We start from the raw sequence: 19,762 nt of genomic DNA, 5'->3' as shown, positions 1-19,762 counted from the left end.
TCATGATAAACGGCCCGGCGGCACACGGATGAGCGACGCGCATGACGTCAGGCGCGTACCGGCACGTCGACCGAGAAATCGCGCGAAATCTCGTCCGCGCTGAAATCGATCAGCGCGAGCGACGCCGCTTCGGCTTCGCGCGGGTCGCGCCGCTCGATCGCATCGACGACGCGCGCATGCGCCTTCACCGCGATGTCGTGCGCGCCTTCCTTCTGCACGACGCGCGGATTCACGAGACGCACTGCGCCGCGCACGATCGCCGCCATCTGCTGGAAGAACTGGTTGCCGCTCGCCTGGACGATCCGCGTGTGCAGCAGCTCGTCCGCCGTGTCGTAGCCGGCGTCGCCCGGCTGCAGCACCTTGAACGCATCGAACGCTTCGCGAATGCCCGCGATGTCGGCCGCCGTCGCACGCACCGCCGCCTGCGCGGTCGCACGCGGCTCGATCAGCATCCGGAATTCGATGACGTCGCGCATGAACTGCGGATCGGGCTTTGCCCGAAATCGCCAGCTCACGACGTCCTCGTCGATCATCCGCCAGTCGCGCATCGGCCGCACGCGCGTACCGACTTTCGGACGCACGTCGAGCATGTCGCGCGCAAGCAACATCGACAACGCTTCTCGCATGACCGTGCGGCTCACGTCGAACTCTTTCGACAGCACGTCCTGTGGCGGCAAGATGCCGCCGTACTTGTCTTCGACGATACCCGCGACAAGCCCATCCATCACTTTGGCGACCAGTGACCGGTCTTTGCCCTGCTCCATGACACCTCCCCGTGCGTCGATTTGCGAACACCTGCTCCGCAGTTCCGCCGGCCCTGGTTACTACTCTGTTCTTATGATCTATAAGTTGATGAGTTCGACGATATTTCGCTATCTGGTAAACACCTGACAGGGTTATCCCTCTTTTGAACGAGGTGATTTATACGGCTAAAAAAAAGGCCCGGGAAGCGCGCCGCGCCTGCCGGACCCCGGTTTCCACAAGATTTAACCATCCAATCCATGACGGCCGATACCGCGCCGTTACGGACTGCTTCTCATTCAGATTCAGCCAGCCGGATAAACGATCGTTTCGACGCCGTTTTCCGTGCCGAGCAAGCACAGATTCGCGCCGCGTTCGGCGAACAGGCCGACCGTCACGACGCCCGGCCATGCGTTCACCTGTGCTTCGAAACCACGCGGATCGGCGATCTGCAGGCCCTTCACGTCGATGATCTCGTTGCCGTTGTCGGTGATATACGGCGCGCCGTCCTTCGTCACGCGCAGCACGGGCACGCCGCCGAGCGCGGTCACGCGCCGGCCGATCGCCGTGCGCGCCATCGGCACGACCTCGATCGGCAGCGGGAACGCGCCGAGCACCGGCACGCGCTTGCTGGCGTCCGCGATGCAGACGAACGTGTCGGCCACCGACGCGACGATCTTCTCGCGCGTCAGCGCGCCGCCGCCACCCTTGATCATCGCGCCGCCGGCGTCGATCTCGTCGGCGCCGTCGACGTACACCTGAAGCGACTCGATCTCGTTCAGGTCGAACACCTTGATGCCGTGCGATTTCAGGCGTTCGGTCGTGGCGACCGAGCTCGACACGGCGCCGCGATAGCGCGATTTGACGGCGGCGAGCGCGTCGATGAAGCAGTTGGCGGTCGAGCCGGTGCCGACACCGATCACGGCGCCTTCCGGCACGTTCTGGATCACGTAATCGGCGGCGGCCTGGCCGACGAGGCGTTTGAGTTCGTCTTGAGTCATGGCGTGGTAATGCTGCGGGATGGCGAAAAACCGCCAGTTTACCGGAGTCGGTGGGCGCCCCCGCGTTTTTCGGCATGCGCCGCGCCGCGTATTCAGCGCGTGTCGGCCGCCGGTGCGGGGTCCGCCGCTGGCGCGCCGGGGAAGTACTTGTCGAGCAGCGCCTGCGCGATCGCGTCGCTTTCCGCGTCCGGATTGCCCGCGTAATCGGACGGCCTGAAATGCATCTGGAACGCCGCGAACACGCGTTGCGTGCGCGTGTCGAGCACGCCGTCGGTCGGCACGTCGTAGCCGTAGCGCGCGAGCTTGAGCTGCAGTTCGCGCACGTCGACCGGCGCGTGCGGGTCGCGCCCGCCGAGCCGCGCGGCGACGGTCGCGTCGTCCGGCCATGCGCCGACGCCGGCTTGCGCGAGCGCATGCCACGGAAACAGCGGCCCGGGATCGATCTTGCGTTGCGGCGCGATGTCGCTGTGCCCGACCACGCGCGTCGGCGCAATCCCGTAGCGCGCGACGATGTCCTTCGACAGACGGATCAGCGCGTCGACCTGTTCGGGCGGATACGGCTGCCAGGTGCGCCGCTGCGCGTCGAGCGGGCCGCGGTTCACGTTCTCGATGCCGATCGACACCGCGTTCAGCTCGGTCGTGCCCTGCCACTCGCTGACGCCCGCGTGCCACGCGCGCCGCGCCTCCGGAACGAGCTGGTAGACGACGGGCATCCCGCGCTCGGTGCGCGGCTGCGGCGGGATGACGTAATGCACGCTGACCGACTCGCCGGTCAGCGTGCGCAGCGATTTCGTCTCGTCGCTTTCGGTGTAATGCATCACGAGAAAGCGGATCCGCGAATCGGCGCCGCGCGCGTGCAGGCTCGTGTCGGCATAGTAGGCGTCGCGTTCGACGAGCGACGGCGACGTGCAGGCCGCGAGCAGGCCGAGCACGGCGCAGGAAACGCCAACACGAAACAGGGTCATCGGTCGCGAGTTCCGGAGAGCCGCGTGCCGCGTTGCATCGCGGCACGCGTCGTTCGGGTCATTCGACGCCCGCGCGTCGCGCGCGGGACGGATCGGGTCGGGGCAGCCGCGGGCTCAGCCCTTCACGCGCCGCTGGCGCACGGCTTCGTACAGGCACACGCCGCTGGCGACCGACACGTTCAGGCTTTCCACGCTGCCGGCCATCGGGATGCTCATCACTTCGTCGCAGGTGTCGCGCGTGAGCCGGCGCATGCCCTCGCCTTCCGCGCCCATCACGAGCGCGACGGGGCCGTCGAGCTTTGTATCGTAGAGCGTCGCCGATGCTTCATCCGACGTGCCGATGATCCACACGCCGGCTTCCTTCAGCTCGCGCAGCGCGCGGGCGAGGTTCGTCACCGTGATGTACGGCACCGTATCCGCCGCACCGCTCGCCACCTTGGCAGCGGTCGCGTTGAGGCCGACCGCCCGGTCGCGCGGCGCGATCACCGCGTGCGCGCCGGCCGAATCGGCGACCCGCAGGCACGCGCCGAGGTTGTGCGGATCGGTGACGCCGTCGAGCACGAGCAGCAGCGCGGGCCCGTTGATACCGTCGAGCAGCTCGGACAGGTTCTGCGCGAGCGGCATGTCCTCGACGCGCGCGACGACGCCCTGGTGGCGCTCGGTGTGCGCGAGGCCCCACAGGCGCGTTTCGTCGGCCGCGATCAGCCGCACGCCCGCTTCCTTCGCGGTGTGCAGGAAGTCCTGCATGCGGCGGTCGCGGCGCGTCTGGTCGTACAGCACCTCCGCCACCGTCGATGCATCGTGCCGCAAACGTGCGGTCACCGCATGAAAACCGTAAAGAACCTTCAGACGTGACATGACTGGAACAACCTTCGATCAAACGTGCGGCCGCGCGACATGCGCAGCCGCGATCCATGGAAAAGGAAAGCGCCGCGTGGCCGGCCGATGACCGGTGACGCGGCGTCTCTCGATACTGCGGGGCGGGCGCGTACGCCGCCCCGAACGCTCAATACTTCTTGCGGGCGCGGGCCTTCTTCGCGGTCGGCTTCGCGGGTGAGCCGCCGCCACCGCCGCCGCCCTTCTTCTTCGCGGCGCCACGCGCGGCGCGCGCTTCCTTCACCGCGACGCTCGGCGCGCTCGCGGCCGTCTTGCGACGCGGCACGGCCTCCTCGACCGGCGGCAGCGCACGCACGCGCGGGCCGCTGCCGTTGCGATCGACGCCGGCAGCCGGCACGGGCGACGGACGCGGCGCCTTCACCGGCGTATCGCGCACCAGGCGGAAATCGATCTTGCGCGCATCGAGATCGACGCGGCTCACCTGCACGCGCACGCGGTCCGACAGGCGATAGCGGATGCCCGTGCGTTCGCCGCGCAGCTCGTTCTTGATCTCGTCGTACTGGAAGTAGTCCGAGCCGAGCTCCGTCACGTGCACGAGCCCTTCGATGAACAGCGTGTCGAGCTGCACGAAAATGCCGAACGACGTCACGCCGTTCACCATCCCGCCGTACTCCTCGCCGAGCTTGTCGCGCATGAAGTAGCACTTGAGCCACGCTTCCACGTCGCGCGACGCCTCGTCCGCACGGCGCTCGTTCGCCGAGCAATGCAGGCCCAGCTCTTCCCAGATCGCCGTGTTCGAGCGCGAACGGCCGCGCGCGTCGTCGTCGGCCTGCTGCATCGCGCGGGCGCGCGGCGACAGCGCGGTATTCAGCTCGAAGCCTTCCGGCGCCTTCGGCGCGTACTTCTTGCCGGACAGGATCGCGTAGATCGCGCGGTGCGTGAGCAGGTCCGGATAGCGGCGGATCGGGCTCGTGAAGTGCGCGTACGCCTCGTACGCGAGACCGAAGTGGCCGATGTTGTCCGGGCTGTAGACCGCCTGCTGCATCGAGCGCAGCAGCATCGGCTGCAGCATCTGCGCGTCCGGCCGGTCGCGGATCTGCGCCATCAGCGCCGCGTAGTCGCTCGCATGCGGCTTGTCGCCGCCGCCGAGCGACAGGCCCATCCCGCGCAGGAACGCACGCAGGTTCTCGAGCTTCTCCGGCGTCGGCCCCGCGTGCACGCGGTACAGGCCCGGATGCTTGTTGCGCTTCAGGAAGTCGGCCGCGCAGACGTTCGCGGCCAGCATGCATTCCTCGATCAGCTTGTGCGCGTCGTTGCGCTGACGCGGCACGATCTGCTCGATCTTGCCCTGCGAATTGCAGACGATATAGGTCTCGGTCGTGTCGAAGTCGATCGCGCCGCGCTTTTGGCGGGCGGCGAACAGCGACTTGTAGACGCCGTACAGATCCTGCAGGTGCGGCAACAGATCGGCCCGGCGCGCGGCCTCCGGCCCCTTCGTGTTCGACAGCACGGCCGCGACTTCGGTGTACGTCAGGCGCGCCGCCGAGTGGATCACCGCCGGATAGAACTGGTATGCCTTGATCTCGCCGCGCGCGGTGATCACCATGTCGCATGCGAGCACGCAGCGGTCGACCTGCGGATTCAGCGAACAGAGGCCGTTCGACAATTTCTCCGGCAGCATCGGGATCACGCGGCGCGGGAAGTAGACCGACGTACTGCGCTCGAGCGCGTCGGTATCGAGCCCGCTACCCGGCTGCACGTAGTGCGATACGTCGGCGATCGCGACGATCAGCCGGTAGCCGTCGCCGCGACCGACCTTGACCGGCTCGCAGTAGACGGCATCGTCGAAGTCGCGAGCGTCCTCGCCGTCGATCGTCACGAGCGGCACGTCGCGCAGGTCGACGCGGAAACGCAGGTCGGCCGGCCGCACCTTGTCGGGCAGCGCGGCGGCTTCGTCGAGCGCCGGCTGGCTGAATTCGTGCGGCACGCCGTACTTGCGCACCGCGATTTCGATTTCCATGCCCGGATCGTCGATATCGCCGAGCACTTCGACGACACGGCCGAGCGGCTGCGAATGACGGCTCGGGAAATCGGTCAACTCGACGACGACGACCTGCCCGACCTTCGCCTTCTTCACGTTCTGCGTGATCAGGATGTCGTGGCCGATGCGCTTGTCTTCCGGCGCGACGATCAGCGCGCCGTTCTCGTTCAGCAGGCGGCCGATCACGCGCTTGTTCGCGCGCTCGGTGACTTCGACGACATGCCCTTCCGGCCGGCCGCGGCGATCGTAGCCGACGATCCGCGCGAGCACGCGGTCGTTGTGCATCACCTTCTGCATTTCGCCGTTCGGCAAGAACAGATCGTCCTGACCGTCGTCGCGGATCACGAACCCGTAGCCGTCGCGATGCCCCTGCACGCGCCCCGCGACGAAATTCGACGGATGGGTCAACTGGTAGTGGCCGCGCTTGTCGAGGCGGATCTGGCCGTCACGTTCCATCGCGGCGACACGCCGGAAGAACCCCTCGCGCTCCTGACGCTTGATCGACAGGGCTTCGGCGATGTCGTTGGCGGCCAGCGGCGCGTCGCTCGTACGCAGCACGCCGAGAATCTCTTCACGGCTCGGAATGGGGTACGGATATTTGCTCAAGGGTTTGTCGATGATTGTTCTCGTTGCGTTGACTGATGGTGCACGGCATCAACATAGAGGTGTCCGTCTGACAGTTCTATATTGACGGCGGCGGGTCATTCTATCACCCGCCCGTGTCGTCAAATGACGGAAAGGCCGCCGGCACGCGCAGCGGCAGCCGGTTTGCGCTGCATCGCAAAAAAGTGTTGACAGGAATAATTGGGGCGCTATAATTTCGCTTCTTTGCAGCAAGCAGCTACTGCAAAACGTGCCCAGGTGGCGGAATTGGTAGACGCACTAGGTTCAGGTCCTAGCGGTGGCAACATCGTGGAGGTTCGAGTCCTCTCCTGGGCACCATCTGTTTTTAAAAAGGTCGGCTTTATGCCGGCCTTTTTTCATTTCGGGCACCGTATTACCGGCACGCGCCTGCCATATGCCCACCACTCCGATCGATAGCAGAATTAATCGCTTATCGATTGCCGTCCCCGTTGGTACGTTAGCCGCCTCGCTTTCAACGAATCCAACGAGGCACCATCCATGATGTCGATGAACCGCCGTGCGTTCGCACGCGCGATGCTGGCCGCCGGTCTGAGCGCCGCCGGCATTCGAGCGCACGCCGAGAACACGCCCATCACGCTGCGCATCGGATACCAGAAATCGTCGACGCTCATCACGCTACTCAAGACGCGCGGCACGCTGGAGCAGTCGCTCGCACCGCTCGACCTGCGCGTGTCGTGGCATGAATTCGCGAGCGGCCTGCCGCTGACCGAAGCACTCAACGTCGGCGCGCTCGATTTCAGCGCCGACGTGGCCGACACGGTTCCGGTCTTCGCGCAAGCCGCGCATGCCCGTTTCGTGTACGTCGCACAGGAAGCGCCGTCGCCGAAGGCGCAGGCCATCATCGTCAAGCAGGACAGCACGCTGCGCTCGCTCACCGATCTCAAGGGCAAGCGGATCGCCGTCACGAAGGCGGCCGGCAGCCACTACCTGCTGCTTGCCGCGCTCGCACGCGCGAAGCTCACCACCAGCGACACCACCATCCACTATCTGACACCGGCGGACGGCCGCGCGGCATTCGAGCGCGGCAGTGTCGATGCCTGGATTACGTGGGATCCGTACGTCGCGTCGGTCGACGCGAATCCCGACGTGCGGATTCTGGCCGACGGCAGCGGCCTCGCGTCATACCAGCGCTATTACCTCGCGTCGAGCAGTTTTGCCGCCGCGCGCCCCGACGTCATCCAGATCGTGTTCGACCGGTTGTCGCAGGCAGGCGCGTGGCTGCGCGACCATCAGCAGGAAGCGGCCCATACCCTGGCGCCGATCTGGGGACTCGACGCAGGGACAATCGAGCGCGCGAATGCGCGACGCAGCTATCTGGTGCGCGCCGTTGCCACGCAGAATTTCGGTGAACAACAGAAGATCGCGGATACGTTTCTCGCAGCCGGCTTGCTGCCGGCCCGCGTCGACACGAGTGAAGCGCTGCGCTGGAATTTCACGGCCAAACGGGCGGAGCCGATCGGCGCGTGATGGCGCGGCGCGCAATATTTTTTGTCATCGATCGAATTGTGTTGACAGCGTTTCCAAGCACGCTATAATCTCTCTTCTTTGCAGCAAGCAGCTACTGCAAAACGTGCCCAGGTGGCGGAATTGGTAGACGCACTAGGTTCAGGTCCTAGCGGTGGCAACATCGTGGAGGTTCGAGTCCTCTCCTGGGCACCATCTGTATTTAAAAAGGTCGGCTTTTGCCGGCCTTTTTTCATTTCGCGCCCAGGAAGCAAAGCGCCTACTCGCTTTGCACGAGGCCTCGAAAGGCTGCGCTTGCAAGCGCAACCGGGTCGCACATGGTGACTGAGTCCTCCCTGGCACCCTCTGTTTTCCAAAAAAGGTCGGCTTCTAACCGGCCGCTTCACTTCCGGCGCCGAGTCGCGGTACGTACCGACAGACGCCCCCCCCTCACTCGCAACTCGAATCGACGATTGCGCACATCGACGCCGCGCACGCCCTTCCTCGCCGCAAAACGGTCCCGAATTATTTGCGTTCAAGACCTGAAATTGTGTTGACAGACTCCGCCAGCACGCTAAAATAGCGGTCTTCGCATCGCAGCAAGCGAAACGTGCCCAGGTGGCGGAATTGGTAGACGCACTAGGTTCAGGTCCTAGCGGTGGCAACATCGTGGAGGTTCGAGTCCTCTCCTGGGCACCATCTGTTTTTAAAAAGGTCGGCTTTATGCCGGCCTTTTTTCATATCCGCCGCCGCAAGCGGCGATCCCCCGGCGACATCGTGATTACACCGTCCCGGTCACGCGCACGACATGCCGAATCCCGCGCCGCGCCATCTTCGCGTACGGACAAATCGCCTCCGTCTCCGCGCCCCGCTCGCGCGCAGCATCTGCATCGACGCCCGGCATGCCGACCGCGACATCGGGCGCGATCGCAAACAGCCCATCCGCCGGATCGCGCTGAAACGTTGCGGTGGCCGCGATCGCGAGATCGGTCGGCAGGCGAATCCGGCGCCGCATCGCAACCAGCGTCAACGCGCCATGAAAGCATGCCGCGAAGCCGGCCGCGAACAACTGCTCCGGATTCGTACCGTCACCCGCGTCGTACGATGCATGGCGTTTCTCCCGAGTGCAGACGTGGACGCAGCCTCCGCCGTCCCGCACCCAATGAACGACCGACTCTGCCCCCCCGCATCACGCGGCGCCCGCAGACGTCGCCCTCTTCCGGCTGCGCTGTCGTATGCGGCCCGGCCGGCGATCATGACGCGTGGCCAACGGCAAATCCATCAGACGAATTCGCAATTGCAGGTCATCCGGCGTGCCGCGGGCGGCCGCGCCCGGCCGTCGTTCCCGGACACAACCGGGATTTCCCTAGGCTGACAGGCCGCCGCTCACGCGGTTAAATAAATCAACGTGATTTATTTAATGCGCCGCCGAGCGGTGCGACATGGAAGGAGACGCCATGAGAAGCCCGCACTTCGGCCAGGGAAGCAATTCGGCCAACGTGCGCCGTTACAACGAGCGCCTGCTGCTGAAAACGCTGCGCCGTGCGGGCAGCGCCTCGAAGGCCGATCTCGCCCGTCTCGCGAGCATGACGGGTACGGCGGTCGGCAGCATCATTGCGTCCCTCGCCGACGCGAAGCTGATCGAATTCGCGGGCCGCACCGAAGGCCAGCGCGGCCAGCCGGCTTCGCTGATCCGCCTCGATCCGCGCGGCGCGTTCGGCATCGGCGTCCATCTCGACCGGATGCGCATCGAGACGGCGCTCGTCAACTTCGCGGGCGACGTGCTCGGCCGCCGCTCGCACGACACGCTGCTCCCCGCGCCTGCCGAGGTGCTCGAGATCGTGCGTCACGACATCGACGCGATGCAGGCCCTGCTCCCCGACCATGAGCGTGCGCGCCTGACCGGCGTCGGCGTTGCGCAGCCGTACAACCTCGGCGCGTGGATGCGCGAGCTCGGCCTCGCGCCCGATACGTTCCGCGCGTGGGAAGACGTCGATTTCGCGGCCGACCTCGGCCGCACGCTGTCACTGCCCGTATTCGGCGAAAACGACGGCAACGCGGCCGCGATCGCCGAACTGTTCTACGGGTACGGCCGGCAGTGCGACGACTTCGTCTACCTGTTCATCGGGCCGGCGATCGGCGGCGGAATCGCGGTCGACGGCGACTGCCTGCGCGGCGTGACCGGCAATGCCGGCGACATCGCGGTGATTCCGGTGCCGCCTAGCCGGCTGGCGTCCGCGCCGCCGCCGCGCGGCCAGTGGGACATCCTGCTCGCGCGCGCATCGCTGCATGCGCTCGTGCGCCACCTGCGCCATCACGGCGAGACGGTCGAGAACCGCGCCGATCTCGAGGCATGCATCGCCCGCGGCCTGCCTGCCGTCGACGAATGGATCGACGACTGCGTCGACGCGCTCGCGCCGGCGTTGCGCGCGGTGCTGTGCGTGATCGATGCGCCGGTGGTCGTGCTCGACGCCGATACCGACGCGGGCCTGCTCGACGCGGTCACGACCCGCCTGCGCGCGGCGCTCGTGGCCACCGCGCCCGAGGCGCGCGGCACGCCGGTACTCGTGCGCGGCACGTTCGGCGCCGACGCCGGCGCGATCGGTGCCGCCACGCTGCCGATGTTTTTCAACTTCTCCCCGCGGGCCGGCATCCTCAAGGGCGCCCGCACCGATTTGCAGGAGGTCCACCATGTCGCGTTCTGAGTCGCCCCGCCCGCTGCTCGAGATGCGCGGAATCAGCAAGACGTTCCCGGCCGTGCGCGCCCTCGACAACGTCAGTCTCACCGTCTATCCGGGCGAGATCCATTCGCTGATGGGCGAGAACGGCGCGGGCAAATCGACGCTGATGAAGATCCTGTCGGGCGCCTACCGCGCCGACGCCGGCGGCGAGATCCTGATCGACGGCCAACGCATCGACATCGACGGCCCGCTCGCCGCGCGCGATGCCGGCGTCGCGGTGATCTACCAGGAGCTGTGCCTGTCGCCGAATCTGACCGTCGCGGAAAACATCTACATCGGCCGCGAACTGCGCCGCGGCAACCGGCGCTGGGGCACGATCGACCGCGCGGCGATGGCGCGCGGCTGCCAGGACGTGCTCGCGCGCCTGGGCGCCCCGTTCGGGCCCGATACGCTCGTCGACACGCTGTCGATCGCCGAGCAGCAACTCGTCGAAATCGCGCGCGCCGTGCACACCCGCGCCCGCATCCTCGTGATGGACGAGCCGACCACGCCGCTGTCGTCGCGCGAAACCGAACACCTGTTCCGCCTGATCCGCCAGTTGCGCGAGGAAGGTCTCGCGATCATCTACATCAGCCACCGGATGGCGGAGATCTACGAACTGTCCGATCGCGTGTCGGTGCTGCGCGACGGCACGTACGTCGGCACGCTGGAGCGCGCGGCGCTGTCGGCCGAGCGCCTCGTCGCGATGATGGTCGGCCGCGACATCTCCGGCTTCTACAAGAAGGAACACGCACCGTACGACCCCGGCCATCTGCTGCTGTCGGTGCGCGACATCGCCGACGACGCGCGCGTGCGCGGCTGCAGCTTCGACCTGCATGCCGGCGAGGTGCTCGGCATCGCGGGCCTCGTCGGCGCCGGCCGAACCGAGCTCGCGCGGCTGATCTTCGGGGCCGAGCCGCGCGTGCGCGGCGACGTGAAGCTGGGCGAGCGCACGTTCGGCGCGCACTCGCCGCGGGACGCGATCGATGCGGGGCTCGTCTACCTGACGGAAGACCGCAAGCGCCAGGGCCTGTTCCTCGACATGAGCGTGCGCGACAACATCAACATCTCGGTGTGCAACCGCGATGCGCGGCTCGGCGCGCTCGATCTCGCCCGCGGCGCCGAACGCGCGCGCGACGCGATTGCATCGCTGTCGATCCGCGTCCCGCATGCGAACGTCAACGTCGGCGCGCTGTCCGGCGGCAACCAGCAGAAAGTGCTGCTGTCGCGCCTGCTCGAGACGAAGCCGCGCGTGCTGATCCTCGACGAACCGACGCGCGGCGTCGACATCGGCGCGAAATCCGAGATCTACCGGATCATCAACGAACTGGCCCGTGCCGGCGTGGGCGTGATCGTGATCTCGAGCGAACTGCCGGAAATCATCGGCGTCGCCGACCGCGTGCTCGTGATGCGCGAAGGCGAGATCGCGGGCGAACTCGGCGGCCACACGCATACGCCGATCACGCAGGAAGCGATCATCGCGCTCGCCACCGGCTCGCAGGCCGAACTGGCCGACGCGCACTGAGCGTCGCCCCTTTTCATTTCACTCTCACCTTCAGGCTACCGAAATGATCAACCCGACCAAGCAGCGGAACCTCGCTTCCGCGACCGCCCATCCGGTCGCCAACCGCATGCCCCTGATGCGCGGCGCCGATCATCGCGCCCGCATGCAATCGCTGATCCGCACGGCCGGCATGCTGCCGGTGCTGCTGGTCCTGTGCGTCGGCTTCGGCTTCCTGACCGACGGTTTCTTCACGCTGCAGAACCTGTCGATCGTCACGCAGCAAGCGTCGATCAACATCGTGCTCGCCGCCGGCATGACCTTCGTGATCCTGACGGGCGGCATCGATCTGTCGGTCGGCTCGGTGCTCGCCGCGTCGGCCGTCGCGGCGCTCATCGCGTCGACCATTCCCGGCTGGGGCTGGCTCGGCGTGCCGTTCGCGCTCGTCGTCGGCCTCGTGTTCGGCGCGATCAACGGCGGGCTGATCTCGTTCCTGCGCCTGCCGCCGTTCATCGTCACGCTCGGCGCGATGACGGCCGTGCGCGGCGTCGCGCGGCTGATCGGCAACGACACGACCGTGTTCAATCCGCAACTGCCGTTCGCGTTCATCGGTAACGGCTCGATCCTCGGCGTGCCGTGGCTCGTCGTGATCGCATGCGCGGTGATCGCGATCTCGTGGTTCATCCTGCGCCGCACGGTGCTCGGGATGCGGATCTATTCGGTCGGCGGCAATCCGGAAGCCGCGCGCCTGTCGGGCATCAACGTGCGGGCGATCCAGATGTTCGTGTATGCGGCGTCGGGCCTGCTCGCCGGCCTCGGCGCGGTGATGTCGGCCGCGCGCCTGTATGCGGCCAACGGCCTGCAGCTCGGCCAGTCGTACGAGCTCGACGCGATCGCCGCGGTGATCCTCGGCGGCACGAGCTTCGTCGGCGGTGTCGGTTCGATCGTCGGCACGCTGATCGGCGCGCTGATCATCGCGGTGCTGACCAACGGCCTCGTGCTACTCGGCGTGTCCGACATCTGGCAGTACATCATCAAGGGGCTGGTGATCATCGGCGCGGTCGCGCTCGACCGCTATCGCCAGCGCGACTCGGCCCGTACCTGACACGCATTCCCCATAGTTCAACCATCTGGGCGCAGGCAGGTCCTCCTGCGCCCGTCCGCCAACGGCCCCTCCGGAGACACAACGACATGTTCAAGCACAAAACCGCCCTGACCGCCGTCGCCTGCGCGCTCGCCTTCGGCGCCGCCGCCGCCCATGCAGCCGACAAGCCGCTGAAATCGATCGGCGTCACGGTCGGCTCGCTCGGCAACCCGTACTTCGTCACGATCGTGAAAGGCGCAGAAGCGCGCGCGAAGCAGCTCAACCCGAATGCGAAGGTCACGGCCGTATCGGCCGACTACGACCTGAACAAGCAGTTCACGCAGATCGACAACTTCATCTCCGCGCACGTCGACATGATCCTGCTCAACGCGACCGATCCGAAGGCGATCGAGCCGGCGGTGAAGAAGGCGCAGGCGGCCGGCATCACGGTCGTCGCAGTGGACGTCGCGGCGGCCGGCGCGAACGCGACCGTGCAGACCAACAACGTGAAGGCCGGCGAACTCGCGTGCGACTATCTCGCGAAGAAACTGAACGGCAAGGGCAACGTGATCATCGAGAACGGCCCGCAGGTGTCGGCCGTGATCGATCGCGTAAACGGCTGCAAGGCCGTGCTCGCGAAAAACACCGGCATCAAGCTGCTGTCGAGCGACCAGGACGGCAAGGGCTCGCGCGAAGGCGGGATGAACGCGATGCAGGGCTACCTGACGCGCTTTCCGAAACTCGACGGCGTGTTCGCGATCAACGACCCGCAGGCGATCGGCACCGATCTCGCGGCGAAACAGCTGAATCGCCCGAACATCGTGATCACGTCGGTCGACGGTGCGCCCGACATCGAAGTCGCACTCAAGTCCAATACGCTCGTGCAGGCGTCGTCGAGCCAGGATCCGTGGGCGATGGCGCAGCAGGCCGTCAACGTCGGCTACGGGATCATGAACGGCCAGAAGCCGGCCAATCCGATGATCCTGATCGAGCCGACGCTCGTCACGCGCGACAACGTGAAGGCCTACAAGGGCTGGAGCTCGCCGCGCTGATCGCGGCGATCGCCCGCGAGACCGGGCGGTGCCGGGCCGCGTCGCCGCGCGCGACGGCCGGCACTGCCCGACCGTTCAGATTCAGATCAACCGCCGTACGGCCGCGCGCGACGCCGCGGCACAAGGTTTCAACATGACGACGACGTTTCCCCGCCTGATCGTTTTCGGCGAAGCGCTGACCGATTTCATCCGCGACGACGCGCAGCACTGGCACAGCATCGCCGGCGGCTCGTGCTGGAACGTCGCGCGCGTCGGCGCGCGACTCGGCGTGCCGACGGCCTTCGCCGGTACGGTCAGCCGTGACACCTTCGGCGACGAGCTGATGCGCAAGAGCGCCGACGCGGGGCTCGACATGCGTTTCATCCGGCAAGTCGACCGCGCACCGCTGCTCGCGATGGTCGTGTCGAAGCAGCCGCCCGACTATTTCTTCATCGGCGAAAACAGCGCCGATCTCGCATTCGATCCGGCCGACTTGCCCACCGGCGCGTTCGACGCAGCCGACATCGTGCACGTCGGCTCGCTCGGCGTCGTGCGCGAACCGCTCGCTTCGCGCCTGATCGCGCTCGCGCAGGCCGCTCGCGCGGCCGGCAAGCGCATCTCGTTCGATCCGAACTTCCGCGCGCCGATGGCCGCGCCGTCGTATCGAGACACGCTGCGCCGGCTGACCGCGCTCGCCGACTGGATCAAGGTATCCGACGAAGATCTGCGCGGGCTGTTTCCCGAGCTCGACGAAGCGGCCGCGCTCGCGCAATTGCGCACGTGGGCGCCCGACGCGACGATGCTCGTCACGCGCGGCGCGGCCGGCATGCAGCTGCTGCATCGCGATACCGTGCTGTTCCAGCCCGCGTTCCCGACCGACGTTGTCGATACAGTCGGTTGCGGCGATGCGAGCATCGGCGGCTGGCTCGCGAGCCAGCTTGCGCGGCCCGATGCGTCGGCCGCCGAACATCTGCGCTACGCGGCCGCGTGCGCGGCAGTCGCCTGTGAACATGCGGGCGCCTATGCGCCAACTGCCGCGGAAGTGGCCGGCATGATCGAGCGCACCGCCGCCGGCGCCGCCCTTTCGCAATAGACGGCGCCGACGCGCCTCGCCGTCACGCGGCGCCCGTGCCGTCGCTGCCGTTCGGCGGCCCGCCGGCCTGCAGCGATTGCAGGCTCTCGTCGACGCTCAGCTCCGACATCGCGTCGGCGTGCAGCGCACCGTCCGCCGCGCGGCGCAGCGCATGCAGCGCGTGCACCTTGAGCCGCACGAGCGCGAGCCGCAGCCCGCGCGCCGCGCATTCGGCCGCGAACGTGCGCAACGATTCGATCGTCGTGCCGTCGACATCCGGCGTTTCCTCGAGACTCACCATCACGGTATGCGTGTCCGGCGCGGCCTTCATCAGCGCCCGCACGCGATTGAGCATCCGGTCCGCGTTCGCGAAGAACAGCTGCGCCTCGGGCCGCACGATCAGCACGCCCGGTACCGGCTTCGCATCGGCATGGCTCGCGACGTCGACGAAATCGTGGCTGTCGCGCAGCCGGCCGAGCACGCTCACGTTCGGCTCGGACAGCTTGCGCAGCGTCAGCAGCAGGCTCACGCCGATGGCCGCGAGCAGCCCGTGCAGCACGCCGAGCACGAGCACCGCGAGCAGCGCCGCGATCACGACGAGCCGGTCGCGATGCCAGGCCCAGTACGGCCGGAACACGGCCGGATGCAGCGAATGGCTGACCGCGAAGATCACGATCGCCGCGAGCACCGGCTCGGGCGTGCGCGCGAGCTGCGGCAGCAGCAGCCAGACGATCAGCGCGACCACGCCGGCCGCCCACAGGCCGGCCGCGCGCGACTGCGCACCGGCCGCCTCGTTCGCCGACGTCGCCGAATAGCCGGCGCCGACCGGCATCCCGTGCAGGAGGCCCGACACGAGGTTTGCACAGCCGAGCGCGACGAGGTCGCGGTTCGGCGATACGGTATCGCCATGCTTCAGCGCGAAATTGCGGATCGATCCGTACGATTCCGCGTACAGGATCAGCATCAGCGCGAATGCGAGCTCGACCGTCTGCATCCATGCATTGCGATCGAGATGCGGCAAGCCGAATTCGAGGTGCCGGAAGTCGATATGGCCGACGATCGCGATTCCGTACCGCTGCCAGTCGATCGCATAACTCGCCGCGATCGACAGCACGATCACGACGAGCGTCGCGGGCACGCGCGAGCGGCGCCCGAGCCCGAACAGCAGCGCGAGTGCGGTCGCACCGAGCACGACGCTCGCGAGATTCGCGTGCGGCGCGCCTGCGAGCAGGTCGAGCGCGACGTGCGGCGCATCGCCGTGCTGCACGGCAATCGCGAGAATCTTCGGCAACTGCTTGATGACGATCGTCAGCGCGAGACCGAACGTGAAGCCGCGCAGCACGGGCCGCGCGACGAAATCCGACATGCCGCCGAGCCGCGCGACGCCGGCCAGGATGAACAGCACGCCCGTCATCGCGACGAGCGCCGCCGCGAGCGCGAGCTGCGCGGCCAGCGCCACCCCCGATTCGGCGAGCACGGTCGCGGCGAGCACCGCGGCCGACGACGACGTCGACGACACGATCGCGAAGCGGCTGCTGCCCGTCAGCGCATAGACGACGAGCCCCGACAGCAGCGCGATCAGGCCGGCCTGCGGCGGCAGGTTGGCGAGCCCCGCATACGCGACCGCCTCGGGAATCAGCAGGCCGGCAATCGACAGGCCGGCCAGCGCATCGAGACCGACGCGCCGCGTGCGCGGCGCGGCCGGCGCGTCGAGCGTCGCGAAATGGTCCGGATGTTGCGGGCCGGCGTCGGGGCGGATCGGAGCGGTCGTCATGGGGCGGTGCGCGCCGTGCGCCGGTCAGGGTTTGACGGCAATCACGCCCGACCAGCCGGGCAGATAGCGCGCATCCTGGTCGTGCGCGCGATGCAGCGCGATATCGAGCGCCTTCGCGAAGTTCTTGCGGATCTGCTCGAGCGACACGTGCTGGCGCAGATAGTCGGCCCACAGGAATTCGCTGAACGGCGTCGCATCCTTCGCATAGCCGCCCGCCGTGCGCAACTCGCCGGCGAGGCTGCGGTACGGATCGTCCTCGAGGCCCGTCAGCGCCTTCGGCAAATGCGCATAGTCGCGCCGCGAGCCGTCCGGGCCGAACGGATGCACCCACTGGTTGTGTTCCATCATCCGCCAGAAGATCGTGTCGTCGAGCCACGACAGGTCCTTCAGCAGCATGGCGTTCACGCGCGCCTCGCCCTCCTCGATCAGCGCGAGACCGAGATGATGATGATCGGTGATGTAGTGCAGCCCGTCCGGGCCGAGCACGGCCGGGAACCAGTGCGATTCGATCGCGGCCTTGCGGGCGCGCCTGTTCAGCGTCTTCCAGCGCTTGCGCTTCGCCTTGACTTCGCGATAGCCGACCGTCATCTGGGTCGGACGCAGCGCGTCGAGCCTGACGGGAATGAGATGAACGTCGTTGCCGAGTGCCATGGTCGTACCCCATGTAGCGAAATTCCGGCAACGATACTCCTGATCGCGCACGCCGTTAATCCGTCGTCACCGCGATCCGCCTTCGCTCAATGATCCGCGACGCCCGCTGCCTGCGCGACGCCGCGCTACGCACGCAAATCGTTGCGTTCGAGACGATGACGAATGTAGGGAATGTCGTCGTGCACGATGCTCACGCGCCGCATCCCGAGCTTGCGCGCCACGTTCAGCGAGCCGCTGTTGGCCTCCGCGATATCCGCGATCACGCGCGGCAGCCGCACGGTGTCGAACGCATGCCGCACGACGGCCGCCGCGGCTTCGCTCGCGATGCCGCGCCCCCACGTCGCACGCACGAGCCGCCAGCCGATCTCGACGTCGCGCGACCCTTCCTTGTAGTCCGGAATCAGCAGGATCCAGCCGATGAACACCTCGGGCGCGGCCTTCTCGAAAATCGACCAGTAGCCGAGACCCGGAGGATAGTCGCACGTGATCCGGTGCGTGACGAAGCGGCGATGCTCGACGGGGTCGTGCCACGGGCCCGCGATGTGGCGCGTGACCTCGGGATCGCGATCCATCTCGATGCACGCATCGAGATCGGCCAGCACGCGCGGACGCAGCCACAGCCGCGCGGTTTCGAGCATGGGCAATGGGTCGGCGGAACGGTCGTTCATCCGGACTCCTGATTCGGTGGCGATGCGCAGCGAGCGCATTACAGAACGGATACAAAAAGCCTTCCGCAATGATACAGAGTCCTGTCGCGGGCCTCGCACGGTTCCGTTTCCGTTTCCGAAACAGTGCATTTCGTAGGGATTATTCCCGATTCTCGGTTATCGCGCCCCACAGCGCGCGGCGCGCAAGCCTACACTCGATCAGTGCCCCGCGTCGCGCGCGAGCCGGGCCGGCATCCGCATGCACAATCGCGCGCGCGCAAGCCAACGAGGAGACCCGCACATGAGCTGGACCCGCGAGCAACGCAACGTCACGATCGCCGCCTACCTGGGCTGGACGCTCGATGCGTTCGACTTTTTCCTGATGGTTTTCGTGCTGAAGGACATCGCCGCGGAATTCGCGTCGACGATCCCCGCCGTCGCGTTCGCGCTCACGCTGACGCTCGCGATGCGCCCGCTCGGCGCGCTGATCTTCGGCCGGCTCGCCGACCGCTTCGGTCGCCGCCCCACGCTGATGGTCAACATCGCGTGCTATTCGCTGCTCGAGCTTGCGTCGGGTTTCGCGCCGAGCCTGACCGCGCTGCTCGTGCTGCGCGCGCTGTTCGGCATCGCGATGGGCGGCGAATGGGGCGTCGGCTCCGCGCTGACGATGGAGACCGTGCCGACCCACGCGCGCGGCTTCGTGTCCGGGCTGCTGCAGGCCGGCTACCCGAGCGGCTATCTGCTCGCGTCGGTCGTGTTCGGCCTGTTCTACCAGTACATCGGCTGGCGCGGGATGTTCATGGTCGGCGTGCTGCCTGCGCTGCTCGTGCTGTACGTGCGCGCGCACGTGCCCGAATCGCCGGCCTGGAAACAGATGGAGAAGCAAGCGCGCCCGGGCCTCGGCGCCACGCTGAAGCAGAACTGGAAGCTCACGATCTACGCGATCGTGCTGATGACCGCGTTCAACTTCTTCTCGCACGGCACGCAGGATCTCTATCCGACCTTCCTGCGCGAACAGCACCACTTCGATCCGCATACCGTGTCGTGGATCACGATCGTGCTGAACGTCGGCGCAATCGTCGGCGGCCTGTCGTTCGGCGCGATCTCGGAGCGGATCGGCCGGCGCCGCGCGATCTTCATCGCCGCGCTGATCGCGCTGCCCGTGCTGCCGCTGTGGGCGTTCTCCAGCGGCGCGATCGCGCTCGCCGCCGGTGCGTTCCTGATGCAGATCTCGGTACAGGGCGCGTGGGGCGTGATACCGGTTCACCTGAACGAGATCTCGCCCGACGAAATCCGCGCGACCTTCCCCGGCGTCGTCTACCAGCTCGGCAATCTGCTCGCGTCGGGCAATGCGACGATGCAGGCGTCGCTCGCCGTGTCGAACCACGACAATTACGGCTTCGCGCTCGCGCTCGTGGCCGGCATCGTGGCCGTCGCGATCGCCGTGCTGATCCTGTTCAGCCGCGAACGGCGCGGCATCGACATGACGCAATCGGTCAATACGCGTACCACCGCCGGGTGAACCCGCACGTTGCGGCACCGCGTCATCGCGCGCGCCCCGCCCCGTCGGGCGCGGGCGCCGGGGCTTTCCGCACCTGCACATCGAACT

General features: G+C 67.2%; 16 protein-coding genes and 3 tRNA genes. 10 read left to right on the top strand and 9 right to left on the bottom strand.

Going from position 1 to position 19,762, the window contains the following annotated elements; genetic code table 11:
* Positions 1 to 47: 47 nt before the first annotated feature.
* The 5 genes from CFB81_RS07550 to rnr form a co-directional block, all read right to left on the bottom strand.
* The gene (locus CFB81_RS07550) at positions 48 to 764 is read right to left on the bottom strand and encodes a FadR/GntR family transcriptional regulator (RefSeq protein WP_069621410.1); all 717 of its coding nucleotides are present in this window, start codon (positions 762 to 764) and stop codon (positions 48 to 50) included.
* Positions 765 to 1,046: 282 nt separating this feature from the next.
* Entirely contained in the window at positions 1,047 to 1,742 is a 696-nt protein-coding gene (gene rpiA / locus CFB81_RS07545) for a ribose-5-phosphate isomerase RpiA (RefSeq protein WP_069621409.1), read from the bottom strand.
* A gap of 92 nt (positions 1,743 to 1,834) precedes the next feature.
* Positions 1,835 to 2,707 (bottom strand): N-acetylmuramoyl-L-alanine amidase, encoded by an 873-nt coding sequence (locus CFB81_RS07540; protein WP_089434962.1) that lies wholly within the window; start codon positions 2,705 to 2,707, stop codon positions 1,835 to 1,837.
* Positions 2,708 to 2,821: 114 nt separating this feature from the next.
* Entirely contained in the window at positions 2,822 to 3,565 is a 744-nt protein-coding gene (rlmB, locus tag CFB81_RS07535) for a 23S rRNA (guanosine(2251)-2'-O)-methyltransferase RlmB (protein WP_050012544.1), read from the bottom strand.
* 148 nt (positions 3,566 to 3,713) lie between these two features.
* Positions 3,714 to 6,191, bottom strand: a complete 2,478-nt coding sequence (rnr, locus tag CFB81_RS07530) for a ribonuclease R (RefSeq protein WP_069621407.1) — start codon at positions 6,189 to 6,191, stop codon at positions 3,714 to 3,716.
* 249 nt (positions 6,192 to 6,440) lie between these two features.
* Between rnr and CFB81_RS07525 the strand changes: the two genes are divergently transcribed.
* The 4 genes from CFB81_RS07525 to CFB81_RS07510 all read left to right on the top strand — a co-directional run bounded on the left by CFB81_RS07525 (position 6,441) and on the right by CFB81_RS07510 (position 8,372).
* Positions 6,441 to 6,527: transfer RNA gene (locus CFB81_RS07525), tRNA-Leu, on the top strand.
* Between the two features lie 180 nt (positions 6,528 to 6,707).
* Positions 6,708 to 7,697 carry an aliphatic sulfonate ABC transporter substrate-binding protein gene (locus tag CFB81_RS07520; protein ID WP_089434961.1) on the top strand — a complete coding sequence of 330 codons (990 nt, stop codon included), beginning with the start codon at positions 6,708 to 6,710 and terminating at the stop codon, positions 7,695 to 7,697.
* 105 nt (positions 7,698 to 7,802) lie between these two features.
* Positions 7,803 to 7,889: transfer RNA gene (locus CFB81_RS07515), tRNA-Leu, on the top strand.
* A 396-nt stretch (positions 7,890 to 8,285) separates the two neighbouring features.
* Positions 8,286 to 8,372, top strand: a tRNA-Leu gene (locus CFB81_RS07510).
* A gap of 82 nt (positions 8,373 to 8,454) precedes the next feature.
* On the opposite strand, the gene CFB81_RS07505 is transcribed toward CFB81_RS07510, so the two are convergent.
* Positions 8,455 to 8,832, bottom strand: a complete 378-nt coding sequence (locus tag CFB81_RS07505) for an OsmC family protein (RefSeq protein ID WP_089434960.1) — start codon at positions 8,830 to 8,832, stop codon at positions 8,455 to 8,457.
* Between the two features lie 298 nt (positions 8,833 to 9,130).
* Here CFB81_RS07505 and CFB81_RS07500 point away from each other — a divergent pair, with 298 nt between their 5' ends.
* From CFB81_RS07500 to CFB81_RS07480, 5 genes are all read left to right on the top strand, one after another.
* Entirely contained in the window at positions 9,131 to 10,378 is a 1,248-nt protein-coding gene (locus tag CFB81_RS07500) for an ROK family protein (RefSeq protein WP_089435346.1), read from the top strand.
* Positions 10,365 to 11,918 (top strand): sugar ABC transporter ATP-binding protein, encoded by a 1,554-nt coding sequence (locus CFB81_RS07495; protein WP_089434959.1) that lies wholly within the window; start codon positions 10,365 to 10,367, stop codon positions 11,916 to 11,918. Before CFB81_RS07500 ends, CFB81_RS07495 begins: the two co-directional genes overlap by 14 nt.
* A gap of 43 nt (positions 11,919 to 11,961) precedes the next feature.
* Positions 11,962 to 12,999 carry a ribose ABC transporter permease gene (locus tag CFB81_RS07490; RefSeq protein WP_089434958.1) on the top strand — a complete coding sequence of 346 codons (1,038 nt, stop codon included), beginning with the start codon at positions 11,962 to 11,964 and terminating at the stop codon, positions 12,997 to 12,999.
* An 86-nt stretch (positions 13,000 to 13,085) separates the two neighbouring features.
* Positions 13,086 to 14,030, top strand: coding sequence for an ABC transporter substrate-binding protein (locus CFB81_RS07485; protein WP_089434957.1), 945 nt, complete (start codon positions 13,086 to 13,088; stop codon positions 14,028 to 14,030).
* Between the two features lie 133 nt (positions 14,031 to 14,163).
* Positions 14,164 to 15,102 carry a carbohydrate kinase gene (locus CFB81_RS07480; protein WP_069621400.1) on the top strand — a complete coding sequence of 313 codons (939 nt, stop codon included), beginning with the start codon at positions 14,164 to 14,166 and terminating at the stop codon, positions 15,100 to 15,102.
* A 22-nt stretch (positions 15,103 to 15,124) separates the two neighbouring features.
* On the opposite strand, the gene CFB81_RS07475 is transcribed toward CFB81_RS07480, so the two are convergent.
* From CFB81_RS07475 to CFB81_RS07465, 3 genes are all read right to left on the bottom strand, one after another.
* Positions 15,125 to 16,855, bottom strand: a complete 1,731-nt coding sequence (locus tag CFB81_RS07475; RefSeq protein WP_089434956.1) for a SulP family inorganic anion transporter — start codon at positions 16,853 to 16,855, stop codon at positions 15,125 to 15,127.
* A gap of 24 nt (positions 16,856 to 16,879) precedes the next feature.
* Positions 16,880 to 17,506 (bottom strand): ParB-like protein, encoded by a 627-nt coding sequence (locus CFB81_RS07470; RefSeq protein WP_069621398.1) that lies wholly within the window; start codon positions 17,504 to 17,506, stop codon positions 16,880 to 16,882.
* Between the two features lie 125 nt (positions 17,507 to 17,631).
* Positions 17,632 to 18,174 carry a GNAT family N-acetyltransferase gene (locus CFB81_RS07465; RefSeq protein ID WP_089434955.1) on the bottom strand — a complete coding sequence of 181 codons (543 nt, stop codon included), beginning with the start codon at positions 18,172 to 18,174 and terminating at the stop codon, positions 17,632 to 17,634.
* A 280-nt stretch (positions 18,175 to 18,454) separates the two neighbouring features.
* On the opposite strand from CFB81_RS07465, the gene CFB81_RS07460 reads away from it, so the two are divergent.
* Complete coding sequence (locus CFB81_RS07460) at positions 18,455 to 19,675, top strand: MFS transporter (RefSeq protein ID WP_089434954.1); 1,221 nt, start codon at positions 18,455 to 18,457, stop codon at positions 19,673 to 19,675.
* Positions 19,676 to 19,762: the final 87 nt, after the last annotated feature.

Origin of the sequence: Burkholderia sp. AU28863, assembly GCF_002223195.1 — a bacterium.
Classification (GTDB): domain Bacteria; phylum Pseudomonadota; class Gammaproteobacteria; order Burkholderiales; family Burkholderiaceae; genus Burkholderia; species Burkholderia sola.
Note: the sequence above shows the minus strand (reverse complement) of the source record. Positions and strands in the feature narration are given on the sequence as shown.